Annotated in this window: 19 protein-coding genes and 2 tRNA genes; 17 read left to right on the forward strand and 4 right to left on the reverse strand. The window is 39.7% G+C overall.

Annotated elements, in window-relative coordinates; all coding sequences use genetic code 11:
- The first annotated feature begins 92 nt into the window (after nt 1-92).
- The 3 genes from ACF3OC_RS02245 (at nt 93) to ACF3OC_RS02255 (ending at nt 2,736) form a co-directional block, all read left to right on the forward strand.
- Nucleotides 93-872, forward strand: coding sequence for an MBL fold metallo-hydrolase (locus tag ACF3OC_RS02245; RefSeq protein WP_094255534.1), 780 nt, complete (start codon nt 93-95; stop codon nt 870-872).
- A gap of 73 nt (nt 873-945) precedes the next feature.
- A complete protein-coding gene (locus tag ACF3OC_RS02250) occupies nt 946-1,425 on the forward strand; it encodes a cation:proton antiporter regulatory subunit (RefSeq protein WP_094255533.1) in 480 nt (159 codons plus the stop codon).
- Between the two features lie 6 nt (nt 1,426-1,431).
- Nucleotides 1,432-2,736, forward strand: coding sequence for a cation:proton antiporter (locus tag ACF3OC_RS02255; RefSeq protein ID WP_094255532.1), 1,305 nt, complete (start codon nt 1,432-1,434; stop codon nt 2,734-2,736).
- A 35-nt stretch (nt 2,737-2,771) separates the two neighbouring features.
- Here the strand turns inward: ACF3OC_RS02255 and era are convergent, their stop codons facing one another.
- On the reverse strand, nt 2,772-3,650 hold the full coding sequence (era, locus tag ACF3OC_RS02260) for a GTPase Era (RefSeq protein WP_094255531.1): 879 nt from the start codon (nt 3,648-3,650) through the stop codon (nt 2,772-2,774).
- Between the two features lie 113 nt (nt 3,651-3,763).
- Between era and ACF3OC_RS02265 the strand changes: the two genes are divergently transcribed.
- Nucleotides 3,764-3,836 (forward strand) — tRNA-Met (locus ACF3OC_RS02265).
- A 59-nt stretch (nt 3,837-3,895) separates the two neighbouring features.
- Nucleotides 3,896-3,968: transfer RNA gene (locus ACF3OC_RS02270), tRNA-Met, on the forward strand.
- A 149-nt stretch (nt 3,969-4,117) separates the two neighbouring features.
- Here the strand turns inward: ACF3OC_RS02270 and ACF3OC_RS02275 are convergent.
- Both ACF3OC_RS02275 and gltB read right to left on the reverse strand, forming a co-directional pair.
- Complete coding sequence (locus tag ACF3OC_RS02275; protein WP_094280258.1) at nt 4,118-5,590, reverse strand: glutamate synthase subunit beta; 1,473 nt, start codon at nt 5,588-5,590, stop codon at nt 4,118-4,120.
- Between the two features lie 17 nt (nt 5,591-5,607).
- Nucleotides 5,608-10,107: a glutamate synthase large subunit gene (gene gltB / locus ACF3OC_RS02280; protein ID WP_094280257.1), complete on the reverse strand. Its 4,500-nt coding sequence runs from the start codon at nt 10,105-10,107 to the stop codon at nt 5,608-5,610.
- 209 nt (nt 10,108-10,316) lie between these two features.
- Between gltB and ACF3OC_RS02285 the strand changes: the two genes are divergently transcribed.
- The 7 genes from ACF3OC_RS02285 (at nt 10,317) to ACF3OC_RS02315 (ending at nt 19,353) form a co-directional block, all read left to right on the forward strand.
- Nucleotides 10,317-11,417: a mandelate racemase/muconate lactonizing enzyme family protein gene (locus tag ACF3OC_RS02285; RefSeq protein ID WP_094255528.1), complete on the forward strand. Its 1,101-nt coding sequence runs from the start codon at nt 10,317-10,319 to the stop codon at nt 11,415-11,417.
- A gap of 13 nt (nt 11,418-11,430) precedes the next feature.
- The gene (locus tag ACF3OC_RS02290; protein WP_256962494.1) at nt 11,431-11,562 is read left to right on the forward strand and encodes a hypothetical protein; all 132 of its coding nucleotides are present in this window, start codon (nt 11,431-11,433) and stop codon (nt 11,560-11,562) included.
- A 237-nt stretch (nt 11,563-11,799) separates the two neighbouring features.
- Nucleotides 11,800-12,780, forward strand: a complete 981-nt coding sequence (locus ACF3OC_RS02295; RefSeq protein ID WP_094255527.1) for a deoxyhypusine synthase family protein — start codon at nt 11,800-11,802, stop codon at nt 12,778-12,780.
- Nucleotides 12,781-12,805: 25 nt separating this feature from the next.
- Complete coding sequence (locus ACF3OC_RS02300) at nt 12,806-13,360, forward strand: hypothetical protein (protein ID WP_094280256.1); 555 nt, start codon at nt 12,806-12,808, stop codon at nt 13,358-13,360.
- 72 nt (nt 13,361-13,432) lie between these two features.
- A complete protein-coding gene (locus ACF3OC_RS02305; protein WP_094280335.1) occupies nt 13,433-14,008 on the forward strand; it encodes a non-canonical purine NTP diphosphatase in 576 nt (191 codons plus the stop codon).
- Between the two features lie 258 nt (nt 14,009-14,266).
- Nucleotides 14,267-17,548: a SusC/RagA family TonB-linked outer membrane protein gene (locus ACF3OC_RS02310; protein ID WP_392470794.1), complete on the forward strand. Its 3,282-nt coding sequence runs from the start codon at nt 14,267-14,269 to the stop codon at nt 17,546-17,548.
- 5 nt (nt 17,549-17,553) lie between these two features.
- Complete coding sequence (locus ACF3OC_RS02315; RefSeq protein ID WP_094280255.1) at nt 17,554-19,353, forward strand: RagB/SusD family nutrient uptake outer membrane protein; 1,800 nt, start codon at nt 17,554-17,556, stop codon at nt 19,351-19,353.
- A gap of 82 nt (nt 19,354-19,435) precedes the next feature.
- Here ACF3OC_RS02315 and ACF3OC_RS02320 read toward each other — a convergent pair whose 3' ends face one another.
- Nucleotides 19,436-21,934 carry an OstA-like protein gene (locus ACF3OC_RS02320; RefSeq protein WP_392470796.1) on the reverse strand — a complete coding sequence of 833 codons (2,499 nt, stop codon included), beginning with the start codon at nt 21,932-21,934 and terminating at the stop codon, nt 19,436-19,438.
- Nucleotides 21,935-22,030: 96 nt separating this feature from the next.
- On the opposite strand from ACF3OC_RS02320, the gene tilS reads away from it, so the two are divergent.
- The 5 genes from tilS to ACF3OC_RS02345 all read left to right on the forward strand — a co-directional run bounded on the left by tilS (nt 22,031) and on the right by ACF3OC_RS02345 (nt 25,690).
- Entirely contained in the window at nt 22,031-23,356 is a 1,326-nt protein-coding gene (tilS, locus tag ACF3OC_RS02325; protein WP_094280254.1) for a tRNA lysidine(34) synthetase TilS, read from the forward strand.
- 5 nt (nt 23,357-23,361) lie between these two features.
- Nucleotides 23,362-23,850 carry a hypothetical protein gene (locus ACF3OC_RS02330; RefSeq protein ID WP_094255523.1) on the forward strand — a complete coding sequence of 163 codons (489 nt, stop codon included), beginning with the start codon at nt 23,362-23,364 and terminating at the stop codon, nt 23,848-23,850.
- Nucleotides 23,851-23,933: 83 nt separating this feature from the next.
- Nucleotides 23,934-24,242 (forward strand): DUF4834 family protein, encoded by a 309-nt coding sequence (locus ACF3OC_RS02335; RefSeq protein ID WP_094255522.1) that lies wholly within the window; start codon nt 23,934-23,936, stop codon nt 24,240-24,242.
- 37 nt (nt 24,243-24,279) lie between these two features.
- Nucleotides 24,280-25,389, forward strand: coding sequence for a DNA replication/repair protein RecF (gene recF, locus ACF3OC_RS02340; RefSeq protein WP_094280253.1), 1,110 nt, complete (start codon nt 24,280-24,282; stop codon nt 25,387-25,389).
- Complete coding sequence (locus tag ACF3OC_RS02345; RefSeq protein WP_094255520.1) at nt 25,376-25,690, forward strand: DUF721 domain-containing protein; 315 nt, start codon at nt 25,376-25,378, stop codon at nt 25,688-25,690. The genes recF and ACF3OC_RS02345 overlap by 14 nt, the downstream gene beginning before the upstream one ends.
- Nucleotides 25,691-25,713 lie beyond the last annotated feature (23 nt).

Below are 25,713 nucleotides of genomic sequence, written 5' to 3' on the forward strand. Positions count from 1 at the left end.
TAAAGATACATTATATCAAGGTACTTACCTAATGAGAACCCCGATGTAAAATGATATGCACACATAACTGTCAAGATAACAAACAAATACAAATGGCTCGAGCGCACTCACTATTTGAAGGTTCTTACTCTGTAGATAAAAGCAAACAATTTATTCCCTTCGATCCCAAGAAAGATGATCCAAAAGATAGACCTGGATCCTTATTTATCCATGTCCATCCGTTTCTAATTGAGACCAAGGACGGATTGATTGTTTTAGATACTGGACTAGGACTTCGCAATGAAAATAATGAACTTGTCATCCACGAAAACATCAAGAAACTAGGTTTTTCGGTAGATGATGTCCGTTATGTCCTGATGACGCACCTGCATAAAGATCATGCAAGTGGCATGGTTGATATCAAAGATGGCGTAAAGCGTCTGGCATTCCCAAATGCAGAATATGTCATTCAGGAACAAGAATGGGAGGCCGCTTACAGCTCAGAATCTCCTTCATATCGTACTGATGTTTTTGATGTACTGCAAAGAAGTGGTAATATCCTGTTTGTAAATGGGGATGGACAGCTAACGCCAGAAATCAGATACGAGCTTTCAGGTGGTCATAGTGAATTCCACCAGGTATTTCATGTGGAAACTGAAGGTGAACATTTTTTCTTCGGCGGTGATGAACTCCCTGAGCCAGAGGAAATTTTCAGAAGCTTTATCGCAAAATACGATTTCGATGGCCGTAGAGCGCGGGATCTAAGAGCGGAATACTGGGCAGCTGGTGCTCCTGAAGGATGGGTATTTTTGTTTTATCACTCCAAAAACATCGCTGTTGGAAGGCCAGAACAAAGAGCAGATGGCTCTTATAAGATTGTAAATGCCGAATAATCCAACGAGAATCGATATATTTGAAGATAACGAAGTAATAATTTTTCTAATTTTTAATTAAATAATAGAAATCATGTCGATAGTTAGAGAAAGTGACCTAATTGGTATTGGTAAGAAATACCAAATTGAAACTGATGCTGGAGACAATATGGTGGTTGTCATCCATGATGATGGTCGTCGAGAATTGTACCGCCATGACGACGATGACAATGAAACCCACTGTGTAATGACTTTGTCGGATGAAGAATCACGCCAGGTTGCAGGGATTCTTGGAGGGCTATCATACAAACCAAAAGCGTTGGAAACCATCGAAGTGGCATTAGATGACTTACGTATCGAATGGTACAAGGTAGGAGAGTCCAATGATGGCGTAAATAAAAGTATTGGACAGCTGGAAGTAAGACAGCGTACCGGTGCCTCAATCATCGCTGCTATTAGGGAAGAAGAAACTATCATCAACCCTGGACCTGATTATGTAATCACGCCTGGTACCACCTTGGTGATCGCTGGAAAGCAGAAGAATATCAAATTATTAAAAGAAATTTTACTATAAGAATTTATGCACAGTAACCTTATCATAGAGATTGGAATTGCCGTATTATTAGTCGCTTTAGTTGGTTTATTAGCCAACAGACTCAAATTTTCAGTAATTCCCTTTTTTATTGTTATTGGTATGGTGCTGGGCAATCAAAACTACCCAGGTTTTGTAGCCGATTTTCTTGCTAAAGTCAATAATGAAAACTTAACTGCCGCTGTTGATTCCGTTTGGTCCTTTCTGACTTTTACTGAAAGTAAACCCTTTATCGACTTTATGGGCAGATTGGGTGTTCTTTTCCTCTTATTCTATCTCGGTCTTGAATTTTCTGTAGGGCGATTGATAAAATCGGGTAAATCCATCGTCGCAGGTGGAAGTATCTATGTTTTACTCAACTTCCTGTCCGGAATATTGGTGGGATGGATGATGAATCTTCCTTTCAAGGAAATGATGGTGCTGTGTGGTATTATGACCAGTTCATCCACTGCCATCGTAGCAAAAGTGCTGACCGACCTGAAACGTACGGCAAATCCGGAAACTGAAGTGATCATGGGAATGATCATGTTTGATGACCTCTTTATAGCCATGCATATTTCCTTCCTCTCAGGATTGATTTTAACAGGTGGAGGCTCCTTCTGGACCGTTGCTGGTACTTCCTTGCTCGCATTGGGATTCATCCTTTCCTTCCTGATTTTGGGAAGAAAACTAGTCCCTTTCATTGATAAACTACTGCATGAGAAATCCTCCGAACTGTTCGTTCTAATCATCTTTAGTTTGCTGTTCACTATTGCAGGATTCTCAGAAACTATTCATGTGGCTGAAGCCATTGGAGCATTGATGGCAGGTTTAGTATTCGCTGATTCTAAATACTTGAAAAAGATTGAAGGCATCGTATTGCCCTATAAGGATTTCTTTGGAGCGATGTTCTTCTTCAGTTTCGGGCTTTCCATTGATATGTATTCTTTAGGAGGAGCTGTCGGATGGGCGACCTTCGCTGCTGTTATTACCGTTATTGGAAATGTGGCATCAGGATATTTCGCAAGCCGATTCTCTGGTTTGAAACCAAAAAACTCAGTCGATATTGGTTTTACCTTGTCAGCAAGAGGAGAGTTTTCAATTATTATGGCAAATATTGGAAAAGCAGGTAAATTATTGCCGGTTATTCAATCCTTTGTCGTAGTCTATGTATTGATCTTATCCATCATTTCACCGCTGTTAACCAAAGAGTCTAGAAATATCTGGAATAAATTGGCTGGCCAAAATGATGTTCCTAAGAAACCTAAAAAGAAGCTTAGTGATTTAGAAGCTTCTGTTCAAGATAATAATTAACAAAAAAGCGCTGGTGATAAACCAGCGCTTTTTTGTTAATCGTCGTATCCGAATCTCTTCAGATAGTTTTTCTTACTTCTCCAATCTGGCAGAACTTTCACAAATAGTTCTAAAAAGACTTTTCCTCCGATAAATTCTTCAATATCTTGGCGGGCATAGGTACCTACCTTTTTAATCATCGATCCTGCTTTTCCGATGATGATGTTCTTCTGCGAATCACGCTCCACAATAATTTCTGCAGCAATTCGGGTAATATGGGCTTCCTCCTTGAATGCAGTCACCACAACCTCGGTACTATAAGGGATTTCCTTGTCGTAAAGCTTGAATACTTTCTCACGGATAATCTCTGAAACAAAAAATCGCATGGTTTTATCTGTCAACTCATCCTTCTCATAGTAGGGTGGATGCTCAGGAAGCTTGCTTTTGATATAAGCCATAACAGCTTCAACATTGTAACCCAATAATGCCGAAATCGGAAATACCGCATCAGGATTGATCTTCTCTTGCCAAAATGCAATCTTCGCTTTGACTTCCTCCTCTGAAGATTTATCAACTTTATTGATGACCACGGCAACCGGAGAACTCGTGTTTCTTAATTTCTCTAAAACATCATTCTCATCATACTTTTCGTGGATGTCTGTAACAAATAATAGAACGTCAGCATCAATGATGGAACTCATAACGAAGTTCATCATGGACTCTTGAAGATCATAATTCGGTTTTATTACACCTGGCGTATCAGAAAAAACAATCTGATAGTCTTCATCGTTGACAATTCCAATGATTCGGTGTCTAGTTGTCTGAGCCTTAGGGGTTATGATGGACATCTTCTCACCCACTAGGGCATTCATCAAGGTCGATTTACCCGCATTAGGCTTACCGATTATACTTACGAATCCTGCTTTATGTGACATTATTTGATTTTTTATTTGTTTTACAAAGAAACAAATAATATCTTTGTGCTCCAATTCGGAGATAGTATAATCTACTTTTAAGTAATACCAACGTAGATTTCTAGAAAATATATTGCGGGGTGGAGCAGTTGGTAGCTCGTCGGGCTCATAACCCGAAGGTCATCAGTTCGAGTCTGGTCCCCGCTACTAAAAACAAAAAAGGATTGAGCGCGAGGCTCAATCCAAAAGAAATTCTTAAAATACATTGCGGGGTGGAGCAGTTGGTAGCTCGTCGGGCTCATAACCCGAAGGTCATCAGTTCGAGTCTGGTCCCCGCTACTACGAAGGTTTCAATCGAAAGGTTGGAACCTTTTTTTATTTCTATAAATTCGAATCCTTGTAAAATATCAAAGGCAGCCCCTTCGAGCTGCCCTTAATAAAAATGGAAATACTTTATTTCTTACCCTTAGAAATAATAATTCTCTTAACTATATCGCTGCTGCGGTATATATAGCTTCTTTACTTTCTAAAACTGAAGTCCCCATTAAAAACTCATCAACCTTTCTAGCACACTCCCGACCTTCTGAAATTGCCCATACGACCAAGGATTGACCTCTGCGCATATCCCCAGCAACGAATACCTTGTTTACATTAGTCTTGTATTCCGTTTCGCTGGCATCTACATTCCCTCGATCCGTCGTTCTTATGCCCAATTGGCTAAGTAACCCTTCCTGCTGCGGATGTAGGAATCCCATCGCTAGGGTCACGAGTTCACATGGAATCTCTCTGGTTGAACCTTCAACCTCCTTGAAGGATAAAGGTCTGCCGGATGGGTCTAATTCCCATTCTAGGTCAACTATCAAAGCAGCTCTTAAATTGCCTTCATCGTCCCCTAGAAATTCTTTTGTGCTGATACTCCAATGTCTTTGACAGCCTTCTTCGTGCGAGCTGGTCGTTTTTAAAAGCATCGGATAGCTCGGCCAAGGCATGGCTTCCGTACGTGCTGTTGGAGGTGTAGGCATTAACTCAAATTGTAGAACAGACTTCGCACCATGTCTGTTTGAGGTGCCAACACAGTCTGAACCTGTGTCTCCACCACCAATAACCAGCACATTCTTATCTTTTGCATGGATCTCCTCTACTTCAATAGCTGAATTGCCAACTCTTTTATTTTGCTGTTTCAGAAACTCCATGGCATAATGAACACCTTTTAATTCTCTACCAGGTATATTCAGATTTCTTGGTATCGTCGATCCTCCAGCAAGGACAATCGCATCATATTGATCCAATTCTGCCGCTGGCACATTGTTGCCAACCTCCGCATTGGTTCTGAATTGTACACCGGATTGCTCCATGATCTCTATCCGACGATCAATAACTGATTTGTCCAGTTTAAAGTCAGGAATACCGTAGCGTAATAATCCACCGATCTTATCATCCCTTTCATAAACAACTACATCATGTCCCGCTTTGTTCAGTTGGGCTGCTGCAGCTAATCCTGATGGGCCTGAGCCTACAACGGCAACCCGCTTGCCAGTCTTCAGGTAACTCTTGTTCGGCTTCACATAGCCCTTCTTATAGGCAATCTCGATGATATGTTTTTCAATCTCCTCAATCGCGACTGGATTTTTGTTGATTCCCAGTACGCAGGCTGACTCGCATGGTGCCGGACATATCCGTCCTGTGAATTCAGGAAAGTTATTGGTGGAAGTTAAAATCTGATAAGCTTCCTCCCAGTTGCCATCGTATACCGCATCATTAAACTCCGGAATTACATTCCCAAGCGGACAGCCTGAATGACAAAATGGTATTCCGCAATTCATGCATCGCGCAGCCTGATGGTTTAGTTGTTCTTCACTAAAGGAATGAACAAACTCTTGATAATTCTTTTTTCTGCTTTCCACAGCATCTTTCTGAGGAAGCGCTCTTTCAAATTCTAAAAATCCTGTTGGTTTTCCCATGTTGATGTCCTCCTAGATTATACTGTTACTAATTTTTTATTGACAACATTCTTGTATTCCCTTGGGTATACTTTGATGAAGCGATTCTTCTCTGTTGCCCAATTGTTCAAGATTGAACTTGCCCTTTCACTCTTCGTAAGGTGAATATGGCGTTTTAATAAGGCGATGATTGCAGTCTCATCTTCAGTTTCTAAGGGGTCAAGGTCGACCATTTCCTTATTGCAGTTTTCCTTGAAAGTACCTGCAATATCATAGATCCATGCAATCCCACCGCTCATTCCTGCAGCAAAGTTTCTTCCGGTTTCACCAAGGATTAATGCTCTACCTCCGGTCATGTATTCACATCCATGGTCTCCAACTCCTTCCACCACAGCTGTAGCGCCAGAGTTTCGGACTGCAAAGCGTTCGCCTGCCTTTCCATTGATAAATAAGTGACCCGAGGTTGCTCCGTAAAGCGCAACATTTCCGATTATAATATTATCCTGCGGAACCAAATGGCTTTCCTTCGCTGGATAGATTGCCAATTGAGCACCTGATAATCCTTTTCCAACATAGTCATTGGCTTCTCCTTCTAACTCAAAGGAAATCCCCTTGGTATTGAATGCTCCGAATGACTGACCTGCTGATCCCTCAAATTTAAAGTTGATCGTATTGTCCGGTAGACCTTCTGATCCATATACCTTAGATATTTCGTTCGATAGCAAGGTACCAATGGTACGGTCCGTATTTCTTACCTTAAAGGTTCCAAATACTGGTGTCTTGGTTTCCAAGGCCAATTTCGATTGGTTCAATAGGCCCCAATCCAAAATCATGCTCATGCCGTGATCTTGCTCTTCAGTATTGTAAAGTGTTTCGCCAGTTGCATTGGCAGCAACATGTAAAATGCCCGAGAAATTGATCTTATTTACTTTCCAGTGTCCTAGGTTCTCTCTTTTCTTTAAGAATTGAGCCTTTCCAACCATTTCATTGATGGATTTGAATCCTAACTCTGCCATGATCTCACGCATCTCCTCTGCCAAGAAGCGGAATAAGTTTACCACATCTTCTGGTTTACCAGTGAATAGCTTTCTCAATTCTGGATCTTGGGTGGCTACACCAACTGGACAGGTGTTCAAATGGCATTTACGCATCATGATACATCCGCCAGCAACTAATGCGGCAGTTGCTACGCCCCATTCTTCAGCACCTAATAGTGTCGCAATTACTAAATCCCTACCAGTTTTCATCTGACCATCCGCCTGTAATACGACGCGGCTACGAAGTTTGTTTAATACCAGGGTTTGATGTGCTTCCGCCAGTCCAAGTTCCCAAGGAAGGCCCGCATGCTTGATGGAGCTAATTGGTGAAGCCCCTGTTCCACCATCGTATCCTGCAATCAGGATAACGTCTGCATGTGCTTTCGCTACCCCAGCAGCAATAGTACCAACCCCAGCTTTTGAAACCAATTTCACGTTGATTCTGGCCTGTCTGTTAGCATTTTTTAAATCAAAGATCAATTGTGCTAAATCCTCGATCGAATAGATATCATGGTGTGGTGGCGGAGAAATCAATCCTACTCCCGGTGTAGAGTGTCTTACTTTTGCAATCCAATCATCTACTTTATGTCCAGGTAATTGACCGCCTTCTCCTGGTTTTGCTCCCTGCGCCATCTTAATCTGTAACTCATCAGCCTGGGTTAGGTAATTTGAAGTTACGCCAAATCTTGCCGAAGCTACTTGCTTGATCGCTGATCGCATGGAATCCCCATTCGGTAATTTTTGATAGCGGATTTCATCTTCTCCACCTTCCCCAGTGTTTGATTTACCGCCAATCCGATTCATTGCAATAGCTAAAGTGCTGTGTGCCTCGTGCGAAATCGAACCAAAGGACATAGCGCCTGTAGCAAATCGTTTCATGATTTCACTGGCAGGTTCTACCTGGTCGATGGAGATTGGACTCCGGTGTTTTGCAAAATCCAATAAACCCCGAAGTGTAAACATTCGTTCCTTCTGGTTATTGATTAAGGTTGCATATTTCTTGTATGTAGAAAAATCATCAGTTCTACATGCTTGTTGTAATAAATGTACCGTCTGTGGGTTCCATAAATGCCCTTCACCTCTTCTTTTCCATTGGTAAAGTCCGCCTTCAGGCAATAAGGTTGGTGCAGAACGGCTGTTTTCGAATCCGCGCCAATGTTTTGCCAAGGCTTCTCTTGCAATATCGTCTAGGTTCAAGCCTCCAATCCTGGATACGGCTCCGCAGAAATAACGATCTACCACCTCACTGTCAATCCCTAGTACCTCAAAAATTTGAGCACCATGGTAGGATTGCAAGGTAGAGATTCCCATCTTCGAAAAGATTTTCAATAAGCCATTGCAGACAGCTTTTACATAGTTCTTTTTCAGATCATCCCAAGTTAAATCAGTTTCTAAATGACCGATTTCTTTCATCGTACGGATACTTGCCAAAGCCATATATGGATTAATCGCTGTAGCTCCGAATGCTAACAGACAAGCAAAATGATGAACTTCCCAAGCATCTCCAGCCTCCACAACCAATCCTACCGCACCGCGGTTTCCTGTTTTGATTAAATGGTGATGAACAGCTGATACTGCTAATAATGAAGGGATCGCACAGTGCTGCGAATCGATCGCACGGTCAGATAAAATAATCACCTCAAAGCCATCGCGTACCGCATCGTCTGCGTAGCGGCATAGTCTTTCCAAACCAGCTTCTAAAGATCCTTCCTTGCCATCAGCGCGGAAATAACTTTGAATGGTTTTCGCCTGGAATACCCCAGTATCAATGGAGCGTAGTTTTTCCAACTCGCTGGAGGTTAATATCGGATGCTCCAAAGTCACACAATGACAGAATTTCTTGTCCTCCACTAAGATGTTTCCGGAGTTTCCAATGAAAGTCGCTAAACTCATAACCAGTCGCTCCCTGATCGGGTCGATTGGCGGATTGGTTACCTGTGCAAAGAACTGTTTGAAATAACTCGAGATATGTTGCGGTTGATCAGACAACACGGCCAATGGAACATCAGTTCCCATCGAGCCAATCGGCTCATAGCCCGTCAAAGCCATTGGGGTTAATATCGTTTCAATATCCTCTCTCGAGTAACCAAAGGATAATTGATATTTAAATACAGACTCCTTGGATAGGTAAGTAAATGTAACCCGAGGGTCTGCTAATTCTTCTAGTTTAATCTTATAATTGTTGATCCACTCACCATATGGTTGTTGACAGATCAATTCTCCTTTAACCTCTTCGTCAGAACGAATCTTTCCAGCTTCCATATCTACTACAAAGATTTTACCTGGTTGCTGTCTTCCTTTTTTAATGATCAATGACTCATCAATGGGTAGTGCTCCTGCTTCGGAAGCTACAACCACGCGGTCATCTGAAGTGATGGCATAGCGTAATGGACGAAGTCCGTTACGGTCTAAGGTAGCACCAATGATTTTACCATCAGTAAAACATAATGCTGCCGGACCATCCCACGGCTCCATTAAGGTAGCGTGGTATTCATAGAAAGCCTTTTTTAATGGATCCATCTGTTCGTTTCCATCCCAGGCCTCAGGAACTAGCATCAACATCACATGAGGTAAACTACGACCACTGTGAAGCAGTAATTCCACCACATTGTCCAGGCAAGCTGAATCCGATTGCCCGCGGTCAACCACTGGCAATAAAATTTCCATTTCTTCCTTCGTGAAATAAGGCGAGGAATAAGCTCTCACACCAGCATAAAACCAGTTTAAGTTTCCGGTTAAGGTATTGATTTCCCCATTGTGAGCAATCATCCGAAAAGGTTGTGCCAATGACCATGAAGGAAATGTATTGGTTGAAAACCTAGAGTGAACCAAGCCAAATGCTGATACCACCCGAGGGTCTCTAAGGTCCTTAAAGTAGGATCCTACTTGATAAGTCGTTAATTGTCCTTTATAAATTATTGTTTTGCATGATAGTGAAGCGAGGTAAAGTGGTAGGGGATACTCTTGGTGAAGTTTGATTTTTTGGATGATTAAGCGTCGCAATACAAATAATTTCCGCTCAAAATCCTCCGTGTTGGCAACCCCTGTTGGGCGTGAGATGAAGAACTGTACGATTTCTGGTTCTGCTCCCAAGGCCGTAGGACCTATTCCTTCTCGATTCACTGGAACTGGCCGGAATCCTAATAATTCCATGCCTCTTTCAGTCGCAGCATCAGCAATAACTTCCCGGCAAATCCGATTCAGAGCCTCTTCTTTCGGAAGAAATAACATACCTACACCGTAATAACCTGGCTCCTGAAGTTGGATGCCCAGCTTAATACATTCTTCCCATAAAAATTCATGAGGTAATTGAATCATGATTCCAGCGCCATCACCTGACTCCGGATCACATCCACATGCTCCACGGTGTTCCATGTTCTCTAACATGGTCAAGGCATCTTGTACCTGTTGATGTGACTTCTGACCCTTGATGTGGGCGACAAATCCTACACCACAGGCATCGTGCTCAAACGCTGGGTTATAAAGTCCTTCTTGCTGCATTGTAATATGATAATTTTATAAATAACAAACGAGTTTGCTAATATATGAATAAAATCATAAAATATTTGCAATAATTATAAAAAAAGATAAAGAACATTAAAGTTAATGTAAAATTAACGTCGTTTGATAATTGAAATTGTATTTGTTTCGCCATATGCTTAGAAAAATGAAATATCATTCGCTACATTTGCTATTTGAACTAATAAATTATGTTAATCAAAGAAATTGAAATTTATAGGTTGAGCATTCCGATGGAACCTTTCGTGATTGCTACTGGGGTGATGGAATTTGCGCAGAATACATTCGTGAAGATTATTTCTGATGAAGGCTTGTATGGGGTAGGGGAATGTTCTGCTTTTCCAATGATTGTAGGAGAAACACAAAATACCTGTATTGCTCTTGCTCAGGATTTTGCGAAAATCTGGATCGGTAAAGATCCTTTAAATATTGAAGAACGTTTGGCTGAACTCCATCTCTATATTGCTCGCAATGCCACCATAAAATCGGCATTTGATATGGCGCTATATGATTTGGCAGCCAAAAATGCTGGCTTACCTCTTTATCAATTCTTAGGTGGAAAACCTCGCGAAATTGTAACTGATATTACTATCGGAATCGCTAGTCCGGAAGAAATGGCTGCTAAAGCTAAAAACTTACACGATCATGGAGCTGTCGCCTTAAAAGTAAAACTTGGAAAAAAACCACAAGACGATATAGCACGGATTAAGGCCATTCGCCAAGCCGTAGGCTTTGATATACCAATTCGAATTGATGCCAACCAAGGTTGGAGCTATGAAGAGGCTCTGGAAGCCTTGAAAGGATTGGAACCTTTGAAAATCCAGTTCTGTGAACAACCTATGCGTACTTATAATGATCACCTTTTGCCGCAATTGCGATCTGAAACTATCGTTCCGATTATGGCTGATGAGTCGGTTTATGATCATCACGATGCGGAGCGTCTTTGCCGCACGGATAGCTGTGATTATATCAATATCAAATTCTCTAAATCCTCTGGAATTGCCGAATCCCTCAAGATTCAAGCGGTTGCCCAAGAATTTGGAATTCCTTGTATGATCGGTGGAATGTTGGAAAGCAGATTGGCTTTGGCAGCAAAAACTCACTTTGCCTATGCAGCGCCAAACGTCAAATTCTTCGACTTGGATACCTGCATGGTGGGTCACCTCGAGGATCCAGTAATCGGCGGTATTCAATATGATGGTTATGCCATAAAAATTACCGAAGGACCAGGAATTGCAGCCGATATCGATCCTGTATTTCTAGATAAATGTGAAAAATGGGTGATTTCTTAATATATATATCCTGATGAAAACTTTATGTGCATTAAATAATGATACCTGGAATTTAGGAACTAGTGAAATACTGATCCTTGTGATTATGCTGGTCATCCTGATATTCTTGTTTTGGATTATCTCAAAAATCATGAAGACCAAATAATGAATGGGCGTGTTCAAAGGGCCGATTCTTCTCTCAATTTCATTTTTTAACATTTGTTAAAAAACAGCCTTTATAGCTTGAAAATCAGCTTTTATAACATCAATAATCCTAGTCAATTTTATTGCCATAGCCAATTTTCATCGTATTTAGGCTGATTGAGCCTATTTGAAGCCCCTACACTGAAGGTATTCTTGAATAAATCTGTACCTTTGTGAACATTTATTTGAATATAAGATTATGAGTACACAAAGAGGTCCTATTTCTCAATTTATCGAGAAAAACTATCTTCACTTCAATGCCGCTTCCTTAGTAGATGCCGCAAAAGGATATGAGACACACCTTGCTGAAGGTGGTAAAATGTTAGTTTCATTAGCAGGTGCTATGAGTACTGCTGAACTTGGTATTTCATTAGCTGAAATGATCCGTCAGGATAAAGTAGCTATTATCTCCTGTACAGGTGCAAACTTGGAAGAAGATGTGATGAACCTGGTAGCACACTCTCACTATAAACGCGTTCCTAACTACCGTGATCTTACTCCTCAAGATGAATGGGAATTGTTGGAAAACCACTACAACCGTGTGACTGACACATGTATCCCTGAAGAAGAGGCGTTCAGAAGATTACAAACTCACCTTGAAAAAGTATGGAAAGATGCAGAAGCTGCTGGCGAACGCTATTTCCCACATGAATTCTTATACAAAGTGGTATTGTCAGGTGTATTGGAAGAACACTATGAAATTGACCCTAAAAACTCTTGGATTTTAGCTGCTGCTGAAAGAAATATCCCTATTATCGTTCCGGGATGGGAAGATTCTACCACTGGTAATATCTTCGCTTCTTACGTAATCAAAGGTGAATTAAAAGCTTCTACCGTGAAATCTGGTATTGAGTATATGATTTACTTAACTGAATGGTACCGTGCGAACTCAGGTGGTAAAGGCGTTGGTTTCTTCCAAATCGGTGGTGGTATCGCTGGTGACTTCCCTATCTGTGTAGTTCCTATGATGTACCAAGACCTTGAATGGCATGATGTTCCTTTCTGGTCGTATTTCTGCCAAATCTCAGACTCAACGACTTCTTACGGTTCTTATTCTGGGGCAGTGCCAAATGAGAAAATTACCTGGGGTAAATTGGATACCCAATCTCCTAAGTTTATCGTAGAATCGGATGCAACTATCGTGGCACCATTGATTTTTGCTTGGGTATTAGGTCAATAAAATAAATCAACGGAGAAAAGGAGATATGTTGGATAAAAATCTAGTAACAGATAATCCGATTGCTATTCAGGCTTTAATGTCTGAAACAGTATTTGATATCCCCGATTCAACAATGCCTATTGTTGAAACTCAATCCGTTGTTTCAAATAATACAACTCCTCAACAGGGCCATTTTCAGGCTTCTGCTGAGGAGTTTGTTTATCAAGGAGATAAATCTACAGGAATCCTCTTTATCCTGCGATACCCCGATTTCCCTTACTTCTCGCCTCAAGCGGAAGATGCTTTCCTGAAAACTATTGGTGCCTTGCAGTTGAATGCTGGAAATGTAGCGGTCCTTAACTTAGCAAACCCGCATAATCCCAATGAATGGAAACGAATTATGCAGTTTTTTCAACCCAAGAAAATTACCCTGCTAGGTGTGGAACCAACCTCCTTGAACCTTCCGGAAATAGGTCATAATTCCTATATGCGTGGTAAAATCGCTACCGTTTTCAATACCTTCAGCTTTGAAGAAATGTTCGCTGATGTCCAGAAAAAGAAATTGTTCTGGATAGAATTCAAAACTTTTATCCAATCTTAAATTTAATTTTTCCCTTCTTCTTTTCTTGATTGCCTAATTAGAATGCTATTTTTGAAGCTTAATTATTTAGCTATGGAATTAGTTTTTGCAACAAATAACGCACATAAATTAGAGGAAGTACAACAGATGGTAGGGAATAAGTTTACCCTGAAGTCTCTCGCTGATATTGGTTGTGAAGACGATATTCCTGAAACCGGCGTTACTTTCCAAGAGAATGCCCAGCAAAAGACCGACTACCTATTCAATAAATATCATATCAATTGTTTTGCTGATGATTCCGGACTTGAAATTGATGCCTTAAATGGTGAGCCTGGTGTATATTCCGCCCGATATTCTGGTTCTAGGGATATGGAAAAGAATATTGATTTGGTCCTGGAGAAACTACAAAATGAAACCAATAGGAAAGCAAGATTCAAAACGGTAATCTCCCTTTACTTGGATAATGAACAATATTTCTTTGAAGGAACAGTGGAAGGGCGTATCATCGATGGTAGAACAGGGACAGAAGGATTTGGTTATGATCCTATCTTTGTTCCAGATGGATTTGATGAAACTTTTGCAGAAATGAGCCTCGAGCAAAAAAACAAAATCAGCCACCGAGCAAAAGCCGTCGAAAAATTTGTAAAATTTCTAAACGATACGAAATAATTTATATCCTGCCATAAAAACATAGTTTTCAAGCTATGTTAAGAATGTCTAATTTTTCAACTGATAACATATTATTAATATGTTTAAACAACTATTTGTTACAAAGGGTTAATGTAAGTTAAAAATTACCATATCTTGCGACAGCTATTCTAATAATTAACAATTATCAAATCATTTTATTAACTAATCTTTTTATTGTGTTAATGTTGGCTTAAATCACCGCGGGTACTTTTACGCCAAATATTAACCCGCAATTCAATGAGATTAATTAAAGCTCCAAGGCTGTATTTAGCAGCTTTTTTGCTTGCAGGATTACAAATCCCAAGCTCCCACAGTATGGGTGAGGTTCGATTATTTGTCCAAGACCAACAAGTCTTCTCCGGCAAGGTTACTGATGAATCCTCTCACCCCATTCAAGGTGCCACTGTAAAAAATCTGAACTCCGGTATTTCAACCCAAACGGACGTCAATGGTCAATTCAATCTGAAAGCCTCCAAAGGTGAGTCTATCCAAATCAGCTTTGTCGGTTTTGATAGTAAGATTTTTATCATTGACCAACAAACTACCTTCAGCCTGACTTCCAATTCCTCCAACTTAGAAGAACTCGTGGTCGTTGGTTATGGTACGCAAAAGAAAGTTAATCTTTCCGGTGCGGTCGATTTTGTAAGTGGTAAAGAATTAGAAAGCCGTCCTATTTCGAATGTGTCCCAAGGTTTGCAAGGTCTAGTACCAAATTTGAATGTACAGTTCAACTCCGGTGCCCCTGGTGAAGCCGCAAAAATTAATATCCGAGGGATTACCTCTATTAATGGTGGTGACCCCTTGATCCTATTGGATAATGTCCCTATTAGTTCAGCTGAACTGAATAGAGTCTCCCCTCAGGATATTGAATCCCTATCAGTAATCAAAGATGCCTCCGCAGCAGCTATTTATGGCGCTAGAGCATCTTTCGGTGTAATCCTTATTACCACTAAATCAGGTAAAGGTGCACTCAAAATTAATTATAGCAATAACTTCACCTGGAATACACCAACCGTAATTCCGAAAAAAATTACGGACCCTTATGTATTCTCCCGTTTATTGGAAACATCAACCGATAATACCCCATGGGACAACGTGAATTTCTCAGAGCAATATTACCAATATGCCAAAGAAAGATCCGATAATCCTGGTATTGCCGATGTGAGAAAAGACCCTAGTAACCCAAAGCAATGGGAATACATGGGTAACCAAGATTGGACACGTTATTTCTTGTCAGATTGGAATAATACCCATAATCATGACCTGTCAATCTCGGGCTCCAGTGAAAAAGTGAATTATTATTTGAGCGCTGGGTACAACCGCCAAAATTCTCCGATCAAAATCGCCGATGATTACTTCGACAGGTATAGTATCCGCTCTAAAATTAATTACAAATTGACGGACTTCCTCTCGGTTGGAAATAATACCGTTGTTGGATTGAATAAAAGAATAAGTCCTTCTCAAATCGATATGTTTGAGATTTACCATGTATTCCCAACCAGTGTATTGAAAAATCCTGATGGAAGCTGGGCATACTCTGATGTTCAACGAAATGTTGGTGCTGGACGTATTGCCGCAAAAATGGTCGATGGGGGACAAAGTAAAATAAATCGTAATGACCTTCAATCTACCTTTAATGCTGAACTTCGCCTTTTCGATAGTAAGTTTAAAATCAATGCCGATTATACCTTTCAAAGAAATACCGCCAATTTCAATAGATATACCACGAAATACAAAATAGGCTATGGTCCAGAGGATATTCGTGAAGAAGGTGAATCCGGGGCATTTCGTCAGGCTGGTTTTTCATACTATAATGTATATAACATCTTCGGAACCTATAATCAGAACTTTGGGAAACATCATGTAACTGGAGTATTGGGATTTAGCCAAGAGGATTACCGATTGGAAAACTTTACGGTTGAAAAGAAAGGATTAATTTCTGAGCTTTTCCCAACCATTGCTTTGGCAACAGGAACCACCAATGCTAATGAAGAAATTGATAAATATGCCTTGAGAGGTGCCTTTTATCGCTTGAATTATATTTATAATGATAAGTATATCGTAGAATTTAATGGTCGTTATGACGGGTCTTCTAGATTCGATAAAGACAGTAGATTTGGTTTCTTTCCTTCTGGATCTCTGGCATGGCTGATCAATAAAGAGAACTTTATGTCAGAGGTTAATTGGTTAAGTCAATTGAAACTTCGTGGTTCTTACGGTGAATTAGGAAACCAATCCGTAACTGACTTTGGTTATATACCGACCATGGAACCTTATGAGTCCGGTTACCTGATTAATGGTAAAATAAACCCTTCAATTAAGGCTCCTGGTTTGGTATCCAAGCGATATACCTGGGAAAAAGTTACAACCTACAACTTAGGTCTTGACTTTGGATTTATGCAAAACAAACTGAATGGCTCTTTCGATATCTATCGTCGAAATACCATGGGGATGTTGACCTTTGGTAAAGAGTTGCCTAAAATCCTAGGGGTCAAAGAACCTAATGAAAATGCTGCTGATTTAGCAACCAATGGTTGGGAATTCACCCTTTCCTACAACGATTCCAAGGATGTATCCGGTTCAATCCTGAATTTTGGAGCTACTTTCGTACTCTCGGATTCCTATTCTAAGATTACCAAATTCGACAACCCGAATAAAAGAATTACCCAATTCTATAATGGAATGAAAATGGGCGAAATCTGGGGATTGGAAAGCGATGGTTTCTTCCAGAACGCTGAGGAAATTAGTAAACTAGACCAACAATCCATTATTCCTTGGGGGGCTTTGAGCATTGTACCTGGATGGCCGAAGTTTGTTGATCAAGATGGCAATGGCAAAATTGAAAAAGGTTATATCCTGGGTGACACCAAAGATTTAAAGATCATTGGGAACTCTACACCACGTTATAATTTTGGCCTTAACTTAAATGCCAGCTGGAAAGGATTTGATGTAAGAGCTTTCTTCCAAGGAATCGGTAAACGTGATTATTATCCTTTGGATTACCTCTATTGGGGAGTATATCAACAACCCTATGGAAATATTTATTCCCATCTTTTGGATTTCTACCGTCCTAATAATGATTCGGATGCTGACCGTGCGAAACATTCAGCCGCTTATTTAGCTCTTGGGCTAGCTGATCAAAATCTAGATGCCAAATACCCTGTCTTACAATCTTGGTTAGCCGATTTGAACCTTGGTACAAGGGTAGATGAAGCACAAGGGGCAGCAATTCCTCAAACCAGGTATTTACTAAATGCAGCCTACCTAAGATTCAAAAACTTAACCATTGGATATAGCTTGCCAAATAGAATGTTGCAAAAAGCTAATGTTAAAAATCTTAGAATTTATGTGAGTGCTGAAAATCTTATGGAATGGTCAGCAGTGAAGGATTTCTTTGATCCTGAAGTATTGAATATCAACACTTATACCGATCCTACCAAAGCCAGAAGAAGGGAAGGAAATGGAGTAATGTATCCATTCCAACGTAGTTTCTCCGCTGGGCTTCAATTAACTTTTTAAAAACAATGAAACAATATATTAAACTAAGTTTTATAGCTATCTCCTTACTTGCTCTAGGAGGATGTAATGATAGCTACCTCGATAGATTGCCTGAAACTAAGGTGCAGAAAGAAAACTTCTTTAAAACAGAGTCTGATCTTGAGATGTATGTTTTGAACCTTTACGATTTTCAGAATAATAGCTTTTATGAGCAGGATGCTACAACGGATAATGCCAGCACAACTGGGAATAAGGAAATCAAGAATATCATGCTCGGAACGGCTTCTGCAAATACAGTTACTACAGGTTGGAGCTGGGAAAAATTAAGGGATATTAATTTCATGCTTGAAAACCTTCCACAGGCAAAGATCTCGGAAGCAAAACTAAAACATTATGAAGGCCTTGCACGCTACTTTAGAGCAAGATTCTATGTAGATAAAATTCAACGGTTTTCCGATGTCCCTTGGGTAGATAAAGTTGTCAATGCGGATGATGAAAAGACTTTATTTGGAAAAAGAGATTCCCGGGAATTGGTCGTGCAAAAAATCATGGAGGATTTCAAATTTGCCTTTGAAAATGTGGAAGCAACCAAAGTCGCCGGAAAAGTCAATAAATGGGTAATCGGACAAGAATATAGTCGTTTTGCCCTTTTCGAAGGAACCTATAGGAAGTATCATAAATACTTGAACCTTGATAAATCTGTAAATGATTTTCTGACTATTGCTTACCAGACTGCGGAAAACATCATGAACAATGGGGGTTATTCTATCCATAATACTGGAAAGACTGATGCCGACTATGCTTCATTATACAATAGTCCTAACTTGGAGAGTAACAATGAAATTATTCTAGGTCGCTTTTATGCCAATAACGTAATCAATCGGGATCAATGGCCTGGAATGTTTGGTAATTATGAATATTATCCATTAAGAGATATGGTCCAAAGTTACTTAATGAAAGATGGATCAATTTATACCAATAAACCTGGTTATGAAAAATTCTCTTTCGTGCAGGAATTTAAAGATCGTGACCCCAGGTTAGCACAAACTTATGCAGCTCCAGGATGGTATTTGGTTTATGTAAGCACCTATTCTCAAGGTCCAGGCTTATATGTACAACAGTTGAGTAAGAACTTTTCAGGATACCACCAGATCAAAGGTTTTCTAAACAGCAGCGTGCAGGAAGATAGATTTAATATCGATATTCCTCTTTACAGATATGCTGAAGTACTTTTAAATTTTGCTGAGGCTAAAGCTGAACTAGGAATCCTCAACAATCAAGCTGATCTTGATAAGTCCATTAATTTGTTGAGGAGACGTGCTGGAATGCCTAATATGACTCTTAATCCAGTTTTGGACCCTAAATTGGCCAATGACTTCAAAGAAACAGCTGGACCTCATCAAAGTCTTATTTTGGAAATCAGAAGAGAGCGCAGAGTAGAACTTGCTTTTGAAGGTTTCCGATTTATAGATTTAATGCGTTGGAAAGCCGGAAAATTATTGGAAAAGAAACCGCAAGGAATTTATTTCAGTGGATTGGGAGATCATGATGTGACAGGCGATGGAGTTCCTGATATAAAATTAATTGCTAGCAATCAGTCACTGCCAGAAGTTCGTGAAAAGAATAGTCTGGGGGTAACTCTGAGATACTATAAAGTTGGAAAAATCGGTCAGGATGTATCGGTATTCTTGAGCGATGGAAACTCCGGTTATATTGATGTAGTCGATAAGGTCGGTTCCTTTGATGAACCTAAGTATTATTATAGACCAATCCCTAAAAATGATACGGATATCAATCCTAATCTTAAACAGATTTTTGGCTGGTAGCAGTTGAAATGCTAGTTCTTAAATAATTACAAATTGTTTTAATGAAAAATCGCTGTCCAAAATAGACAGCGATTTTTTTATGTTATTTAATTTTATTCAAACTATCTGGCTTTACCTTGAAGCTACTATCTGCTTGAACCTTTATCGTACTATCTGTTTTAAATTTCAATGTACTATCCGGTTTTCCTTTCAAAGTACTATCTGGTTGATTGACCGGTTTAACCACTGGTTGAGTACTCGAAGAGTCTGGGACAGTTTTAAGAGTTTCCTTACTCTCTAATCCTTTTTCTTCTTTCGGTTTCACCGCTGGGCTTTTCTGTTCTTTTTCCGTTTCTGGATTATCCCCTGCATCTGTAGCTGTACCTGGCTGTTTATCTTTCTGATCTGGAACTGCAGCTGTTTTTACACGTTTTCTGTTCAACATATCCTCCACAGATTTAGGCCGGTCCTCGGGCTTCCATAAGAAGCCTGGCAAGACCTCAATCTCCTGCGTAACCAACTTGAATGGATATATCTTCTGATCAACTTTACGGATGGAAAAATAATCGATTATTTTCTTACCCTCCATAAAAACCTTGATCCGACTACTTCGATCGTGAAACATTTCTGTAATCGTATTCGTCTTGTCATTGGTGGTGAATACAAGGTTCTCCGCATTCCCATCAACAAATATCCGGTCAATATTATTATTGGCAAAAAAGGCGGTTATCTTTCGTCCCTTGAGCTGATTGAATTTCAAGGTATCCAAAACGGCGTTGACCATAAAGGCATTATCCTTTAACAGGGCATTATCCATTTTATTGTTCTTAATCTGCATATAGATGGTATCTGCATTGATTTGAGATCCATCTGACCAGATCATAGGTGAACCCATAAAACGGAACATGGAGTCGACCATGCCGTAATAAACAGAGTCTGCAACAGCTTGTAAGTCCGATTTATAGACCCTAACATTATAATATGCTTTTACAATCCGGGTCCTAGCTGTATCGGAATAAATTTTCGTTGAATCCTTCATGACCGTATCCACAGCCTGGGCTGCCTTGAGGGCATTGTTAAACAAACTGTCATGCTCCGCCTTCGTCGGCATGACGGCATTCCTTCGCAAGATACTATCGGCTTTTGTGGAGGCCTGAATACTTGCTGGATCGACAGGTTTTGGTTTTACAGGTGTCTTGGGCGCTGGCTTTTTAACAGCTGGCTTCGAGTTGCTTACTGCATCTTTGCTGACAGCAGGTTTTGCAGCTTCTTTTACAGCAGATTGGGTAACACTGGAATCGCCCGTAGACACCAAGTCAACCTCATCCATATCTCCATAATCCACTTCCACGGTATCTTCCAACTGACCACCATTCCGATCCAATTTCAAATCCAGAGGTCTATATTCCCGAACAAAGATGACCTTTGAAAACAAGGTGTCAGCCGTCATATAGGCGGTATCAATTTTGGTGTTTTGCCGGACGATAGGTTTGGATAAGCTATCCGGTTCTGCCGGTTTAATAATCCCGTTTTTGCTGTCCGCTGGTTTTTCCTTCTCCTTCTCTTCTAATTGCTCAAGCTCTTTTTCGCGCTCTTTTTCCTGTGCCTTTTCTATCTTTCTTAACTCTCGCTTGGAAAGATTTTCCTTGTTCACTGTATCGACCTGTACCGTGTCTTGACTATTATCTGAGGAATCCGTTTTGATAACATATTTTATGAGCGGCTTATTGGTCATCAAAATAGATTGATCCGCCTCTATATATTTTCCGTATTCACCACTTGCATAAAACTTATCCAAGGTATCCACAAACAATACATTCCGAAAGGCTTCACCGAGACCTTTATTACGGTCATAAAATAAACTATCCCCTTTTAAAAAGCGGCTGCCCTCCGTATATAAGTTGTTTTTATTGAATTTTGCAACTCCGAATTCGGTGTTGTATGTACCCTTTTCTGTGTATAATTTCTCCCCTTGACGCCCATTAATCGTAGTCGGACCAAAGAAAAATGCATCTCTATACATGGTATTATATTGCATAGAGTCCGTGTAGATAATCGTACTGGCATTTCGAACAACCACTTTATTATTGAAATAGGCATCCTTTGTATTCTCAAAATAATATGCCCGTTGGGAGGTAATTGTATCTCCTTGCCCTATAATCCGACCACCACCGGTATATGTTCCCTGTTGGCTTCTTAAGTTATAGGTCAGGTAGTTGGTGGTCAAGGTACTTTGTGCATCGACCATTTTCACATTTTTTGTCAATACAGCATGCTGTGATGATGCATCGTAATGTAAATGTGTTCCTTGAATAACTGTTCCTGAGGGTTGGGTAATAACTATATTGCCATGAGCCTCAAAAAACTCATTCCCAATATCATCCTTATATAAATCCCCGCTATCTGCTGCTAGGGTAGAACCCTTATGTTCATACACCGCATTATAACTTCGAAGAATTTTCTGATTGATAAATCTACTGCTTGACGAAGATACCAGGCGCATCGGGGCATTGTCCGTTGCGGTATTAACGGGGGTAAACTCATCTTGTCCATATGTAGACAAGCATATCATGCTTATTAATAGTACTAATAGGTATCTCACAAGCGCAAAAATATAGAATTAATTAGCAAAAAATTGTTAAACAATAAATTTTAATGCCCCTAACTCAAGATTATTTATTATCTGTAATTTTGGACTATGTCCGTTTCAAAAAGATTAATTCAGTTTATCGAAGATAAGGAGCTCTTGGTCAAAGATGCAAGAGTAGTATTAGCTATCAGTGGGGGAAAAGACTCCATGCTTATGGCTACCTTATTTCATGATCTAAAAATTGACTGTATTATCGCTCATTGTAATTTTCATTTGCGCGCTGAAGAATCGGATAAGGATGAAGCATTGGTTCGTGAATATGGTAAAACATTGGGATTCCCAGTTTTTGTAAATCATTTTGATACGGAAGCTTATGCCTTGGAAAATAAGGTTTCCATACAAATGGCAGCTCGGGAACTGAGGTATGCCTGGTTTGAAGAATTAAGACAGGAAAATAATTGCCAGTGCATTGCGGTAGCCCAACATGCCAATGATCATCTGGAAACCATGTTGTTAAATTTAACGCGATCGACTGGTATTCAGGGATTACTGGGGATTCAACCCAAAAGAGGTTCTATTATCAGACCTATATTATTTTTGACTGCCGATGAAGTTGCCGCAGAGGTTAATAATCGACAGATTCCGTACCGTGATGATCAATCTAATTTCTCGACAAAATATGCCCGAAATAAAATCAGATTGGAGATTATCCCCAAGTTTAAGGAAATACAGCCTGAATTTGAATCAATTCTTGCTCAGAACATGAAGCATTTTGAAGAAAGCCAACAGCTAATTCATAAAATGCTGGACAAACTTCGAAAGGAACTGTTTCGTACGGAAGGAAAGTTTGTGAAAGTGAATTTAAAAGATCTGAAAGAGCATGTGTCAGATTCTTATTTAATGTTTGAACTTTTTAGGCCTTTTCATTTTCAAAGGAATGTGCTTGAAGATTTAGGGGCGGTTATCGATAAGGGGATGGGTCAGCTCTTTGAATCCGATACTCATGAAATGTTATTGGATCGGGAAGACCTTATTATTCGGGAAAAAGGGAAAGCTAATTTTAATGAAATTGTGATTCCTGATTTAACTGAAATCCCAAATATTCAAGGGAAATCCCTGTATTTTATCGAAGATCAGGAGTTTAGTACAAACAAGGATGTGAATGTAGTTCACATAGACCAGGATTTGCTTCAATTCCCTTTACTATTGCGAACATGGAAACAAGGCGATTCTTTTAAACCATTGGGTATGAATGGGTCTAAAAAACTGAGTGATTACTTTATCCAGCAAAAATTAAATCGATTTGAAAAAGAAGAGCTGCCTATATTGGTTAATTCCGACGGACAGGTTATTTGGTTGCTCGGAATGCGCTTAGATAATCGCTTTAAAGTGACAGAAAATACAAAGAAAGTACTTACTTTAGTATACAAATAGCAATTATGGAAGAAGAACAAATCTTATTTCAGGAAAAACAATATCTAGGGAGGGATTGGACTTGGATTAGTGTCAGATTAATCCTGGCATTGTTTTGTTTTGTTGCATATTATATCAATTGGGAGCATGTGGTATCCCAGCAATTATTTTTTATTGTGGGTGTCGGGATTCTGATCGTATCCATTATCATGTTATATATGGTCAGCTATAGGACAACAGTCACCAAGACCCATGTAATTTTAAGTGGTTTGTGGACCACGAGTTTGGTAAAAATTGATCTTAACTCCATTCGGAAAATAGAAAAAGGAAAGTATTCAAACTTTTTCTTTAATAATCCTGTTTATAATTTACATAAGAATGGAAAGATTAGATTCTATTCTGGCGGTAAGGAAGCTTTATGGCTTACCGATAATGATGGATTAGTGTATGTGATTGGTTCTCAGCATCCGACGCAACTGCTTCAAGCCGTACTAAAGGCAAAAGCGGAAAAGTAAAAAAATGTTAACTGAGATTTTCTTGACAATCCTATCATCTTTGATGTCTTTTATTTATTAAATTTGATTTAAAGCATTTAAAAATGACATTTATATATTTCTTAATATCAGCAGTTGTATTTTACTACCTATTTAAAATTGGGATTCGTCTTTTGATGCCCTTTTTTATGAAGAAGGTAGCCGAAAAGATTATGAATGGTGCCCAAGGGCAATATGCCAATGGTGGTCCTAATCAACAAAACTATAATGATCCTTTCTCTCAGTTCAAACAACAGCAACAACAACGCCCTGACGGAAAAGTACGTGTGGAATACATGCCGCCCAAAGAGCACAAAGCTAAAAAAGGAACCGAGACTGCAGGTGAGTTTATTGACTTTGAAGAAGTAAAATAAAGATTAGCCCAAGGAAAAAGCATATCTTTGCATTGCTATGTGGCTGAAACATCTATCCGTCTTAAATTTTAAGAACTACACAGATTCTTCTTTAGATTTTTTACCTGAAACAAATGCCTTTACAGGGCAGAATGGTTCAGGTAAGACTAATTTATTGGATGCAATCCACTATCTATCCCTTTGTAAATCCTATTTCAATCCCATCGATTCCCAGCACATCAAAAAAGGGGAGGACTGGTTTATGGTTCAAGGACAATTTGATAAAGAAACCGTTATGGATGCGGTCTCTTGTAGCATCAAGAGGAATCAAAAAAAACAATTCAAGAAAAATAAAAAAGAATACAACCGCCTTGCGGACCACATAGGCCAGTTTCCTTTGGTCATGATTTCTCCAAATGATTCCTTTATCATCATGGATGGTAGTGAAGAACGCCGGAAATTCGTGGATAATGTAATCTCCCAAACCGATAATCAGTATCTCGATATCCTGATTTCATACAACCGGATTCTTTTAAACCGTAATACCGTACTAAAGAATATTCGTGAAACCGGAGTTTTCGACCTGGGGTTACTGGAAGTATTAAATTTTCAGCTCGTCGAAGCTGGAGAGCGAATCTTCGAACGCCGTCAAAAATTTATGGAGGAATTCCTCCCCGAATTTCGCAGATACTATCAGTTCTTGTCGGAGGATGTAGAACAGGTGGATCTTGTATATGAATCCCAACTTCAAAATCAAGATTTTCTGGACCTATTGACCAAACAGTTGGACAAAGATCGGGCTCTGGAAAGAACAACCGTAGGAATCCATAAGGATGACCTGCAGTTCAGTATCCACGATGGAATGCCTCTGAAGAAATTTGGTTCTCAAGGTCAACAAAAATCCTTCTTAATCGCATTGAAGTTAGCTCAATATGCTTTTCTGAAAAATAGAAAACAATTCAAACCGCTACTCTTGCTCGATGATATCTTCGATAAATTGGACGAACAAAGAACCCGGAAATTGATGCAGCTGGTTTCGGAAGATGAATTCGGACAGATCTTCCTGACCGACACGGACTCCAATAGAATAAGGAAAATATTTCAAGAAATAGGAAAGCCAATTCGTATCTTTGACATTCAAGGAGGTCAGATCAATGGCGAAGTATAATGATGATGCATTTAGGAGAAGTGATGATGTCACCATCAAACAAGCAGTAGAAAAATTATTAGATGTTTATAGACTGAGAAGGAAATATGATGAAACATCCATTCTCTCTGCTTGGCCTGAACTCATTGGAAGTGCAATCGCAAACCGAACCCAACAAATCTATATCAAAGATAAAAAGCTTTTCGTCCGCGTTGAATCTGCAGTCATCAAAAATGAACTTGCAATGATGCGTAGACAGATTATTGGCCGTGTCAATGAGTATGTAGGGAAGGTCGTAATCGAAGAGTTTATTATTCTTTAGTTCTTTTTTTCTTAAACTAATCT

Source organism: Sphingobacterium cellulitidis, from assembly GCF_043187465.1.
In the GTDB taxonomy this organism is placed as follows: Bacteria; Bacteroidota; Bacteroidia; order Sphingobacteriales; family Sphingobacteriaceae; genus Sphingobacterium; species Sphingobacterium cellulitidis.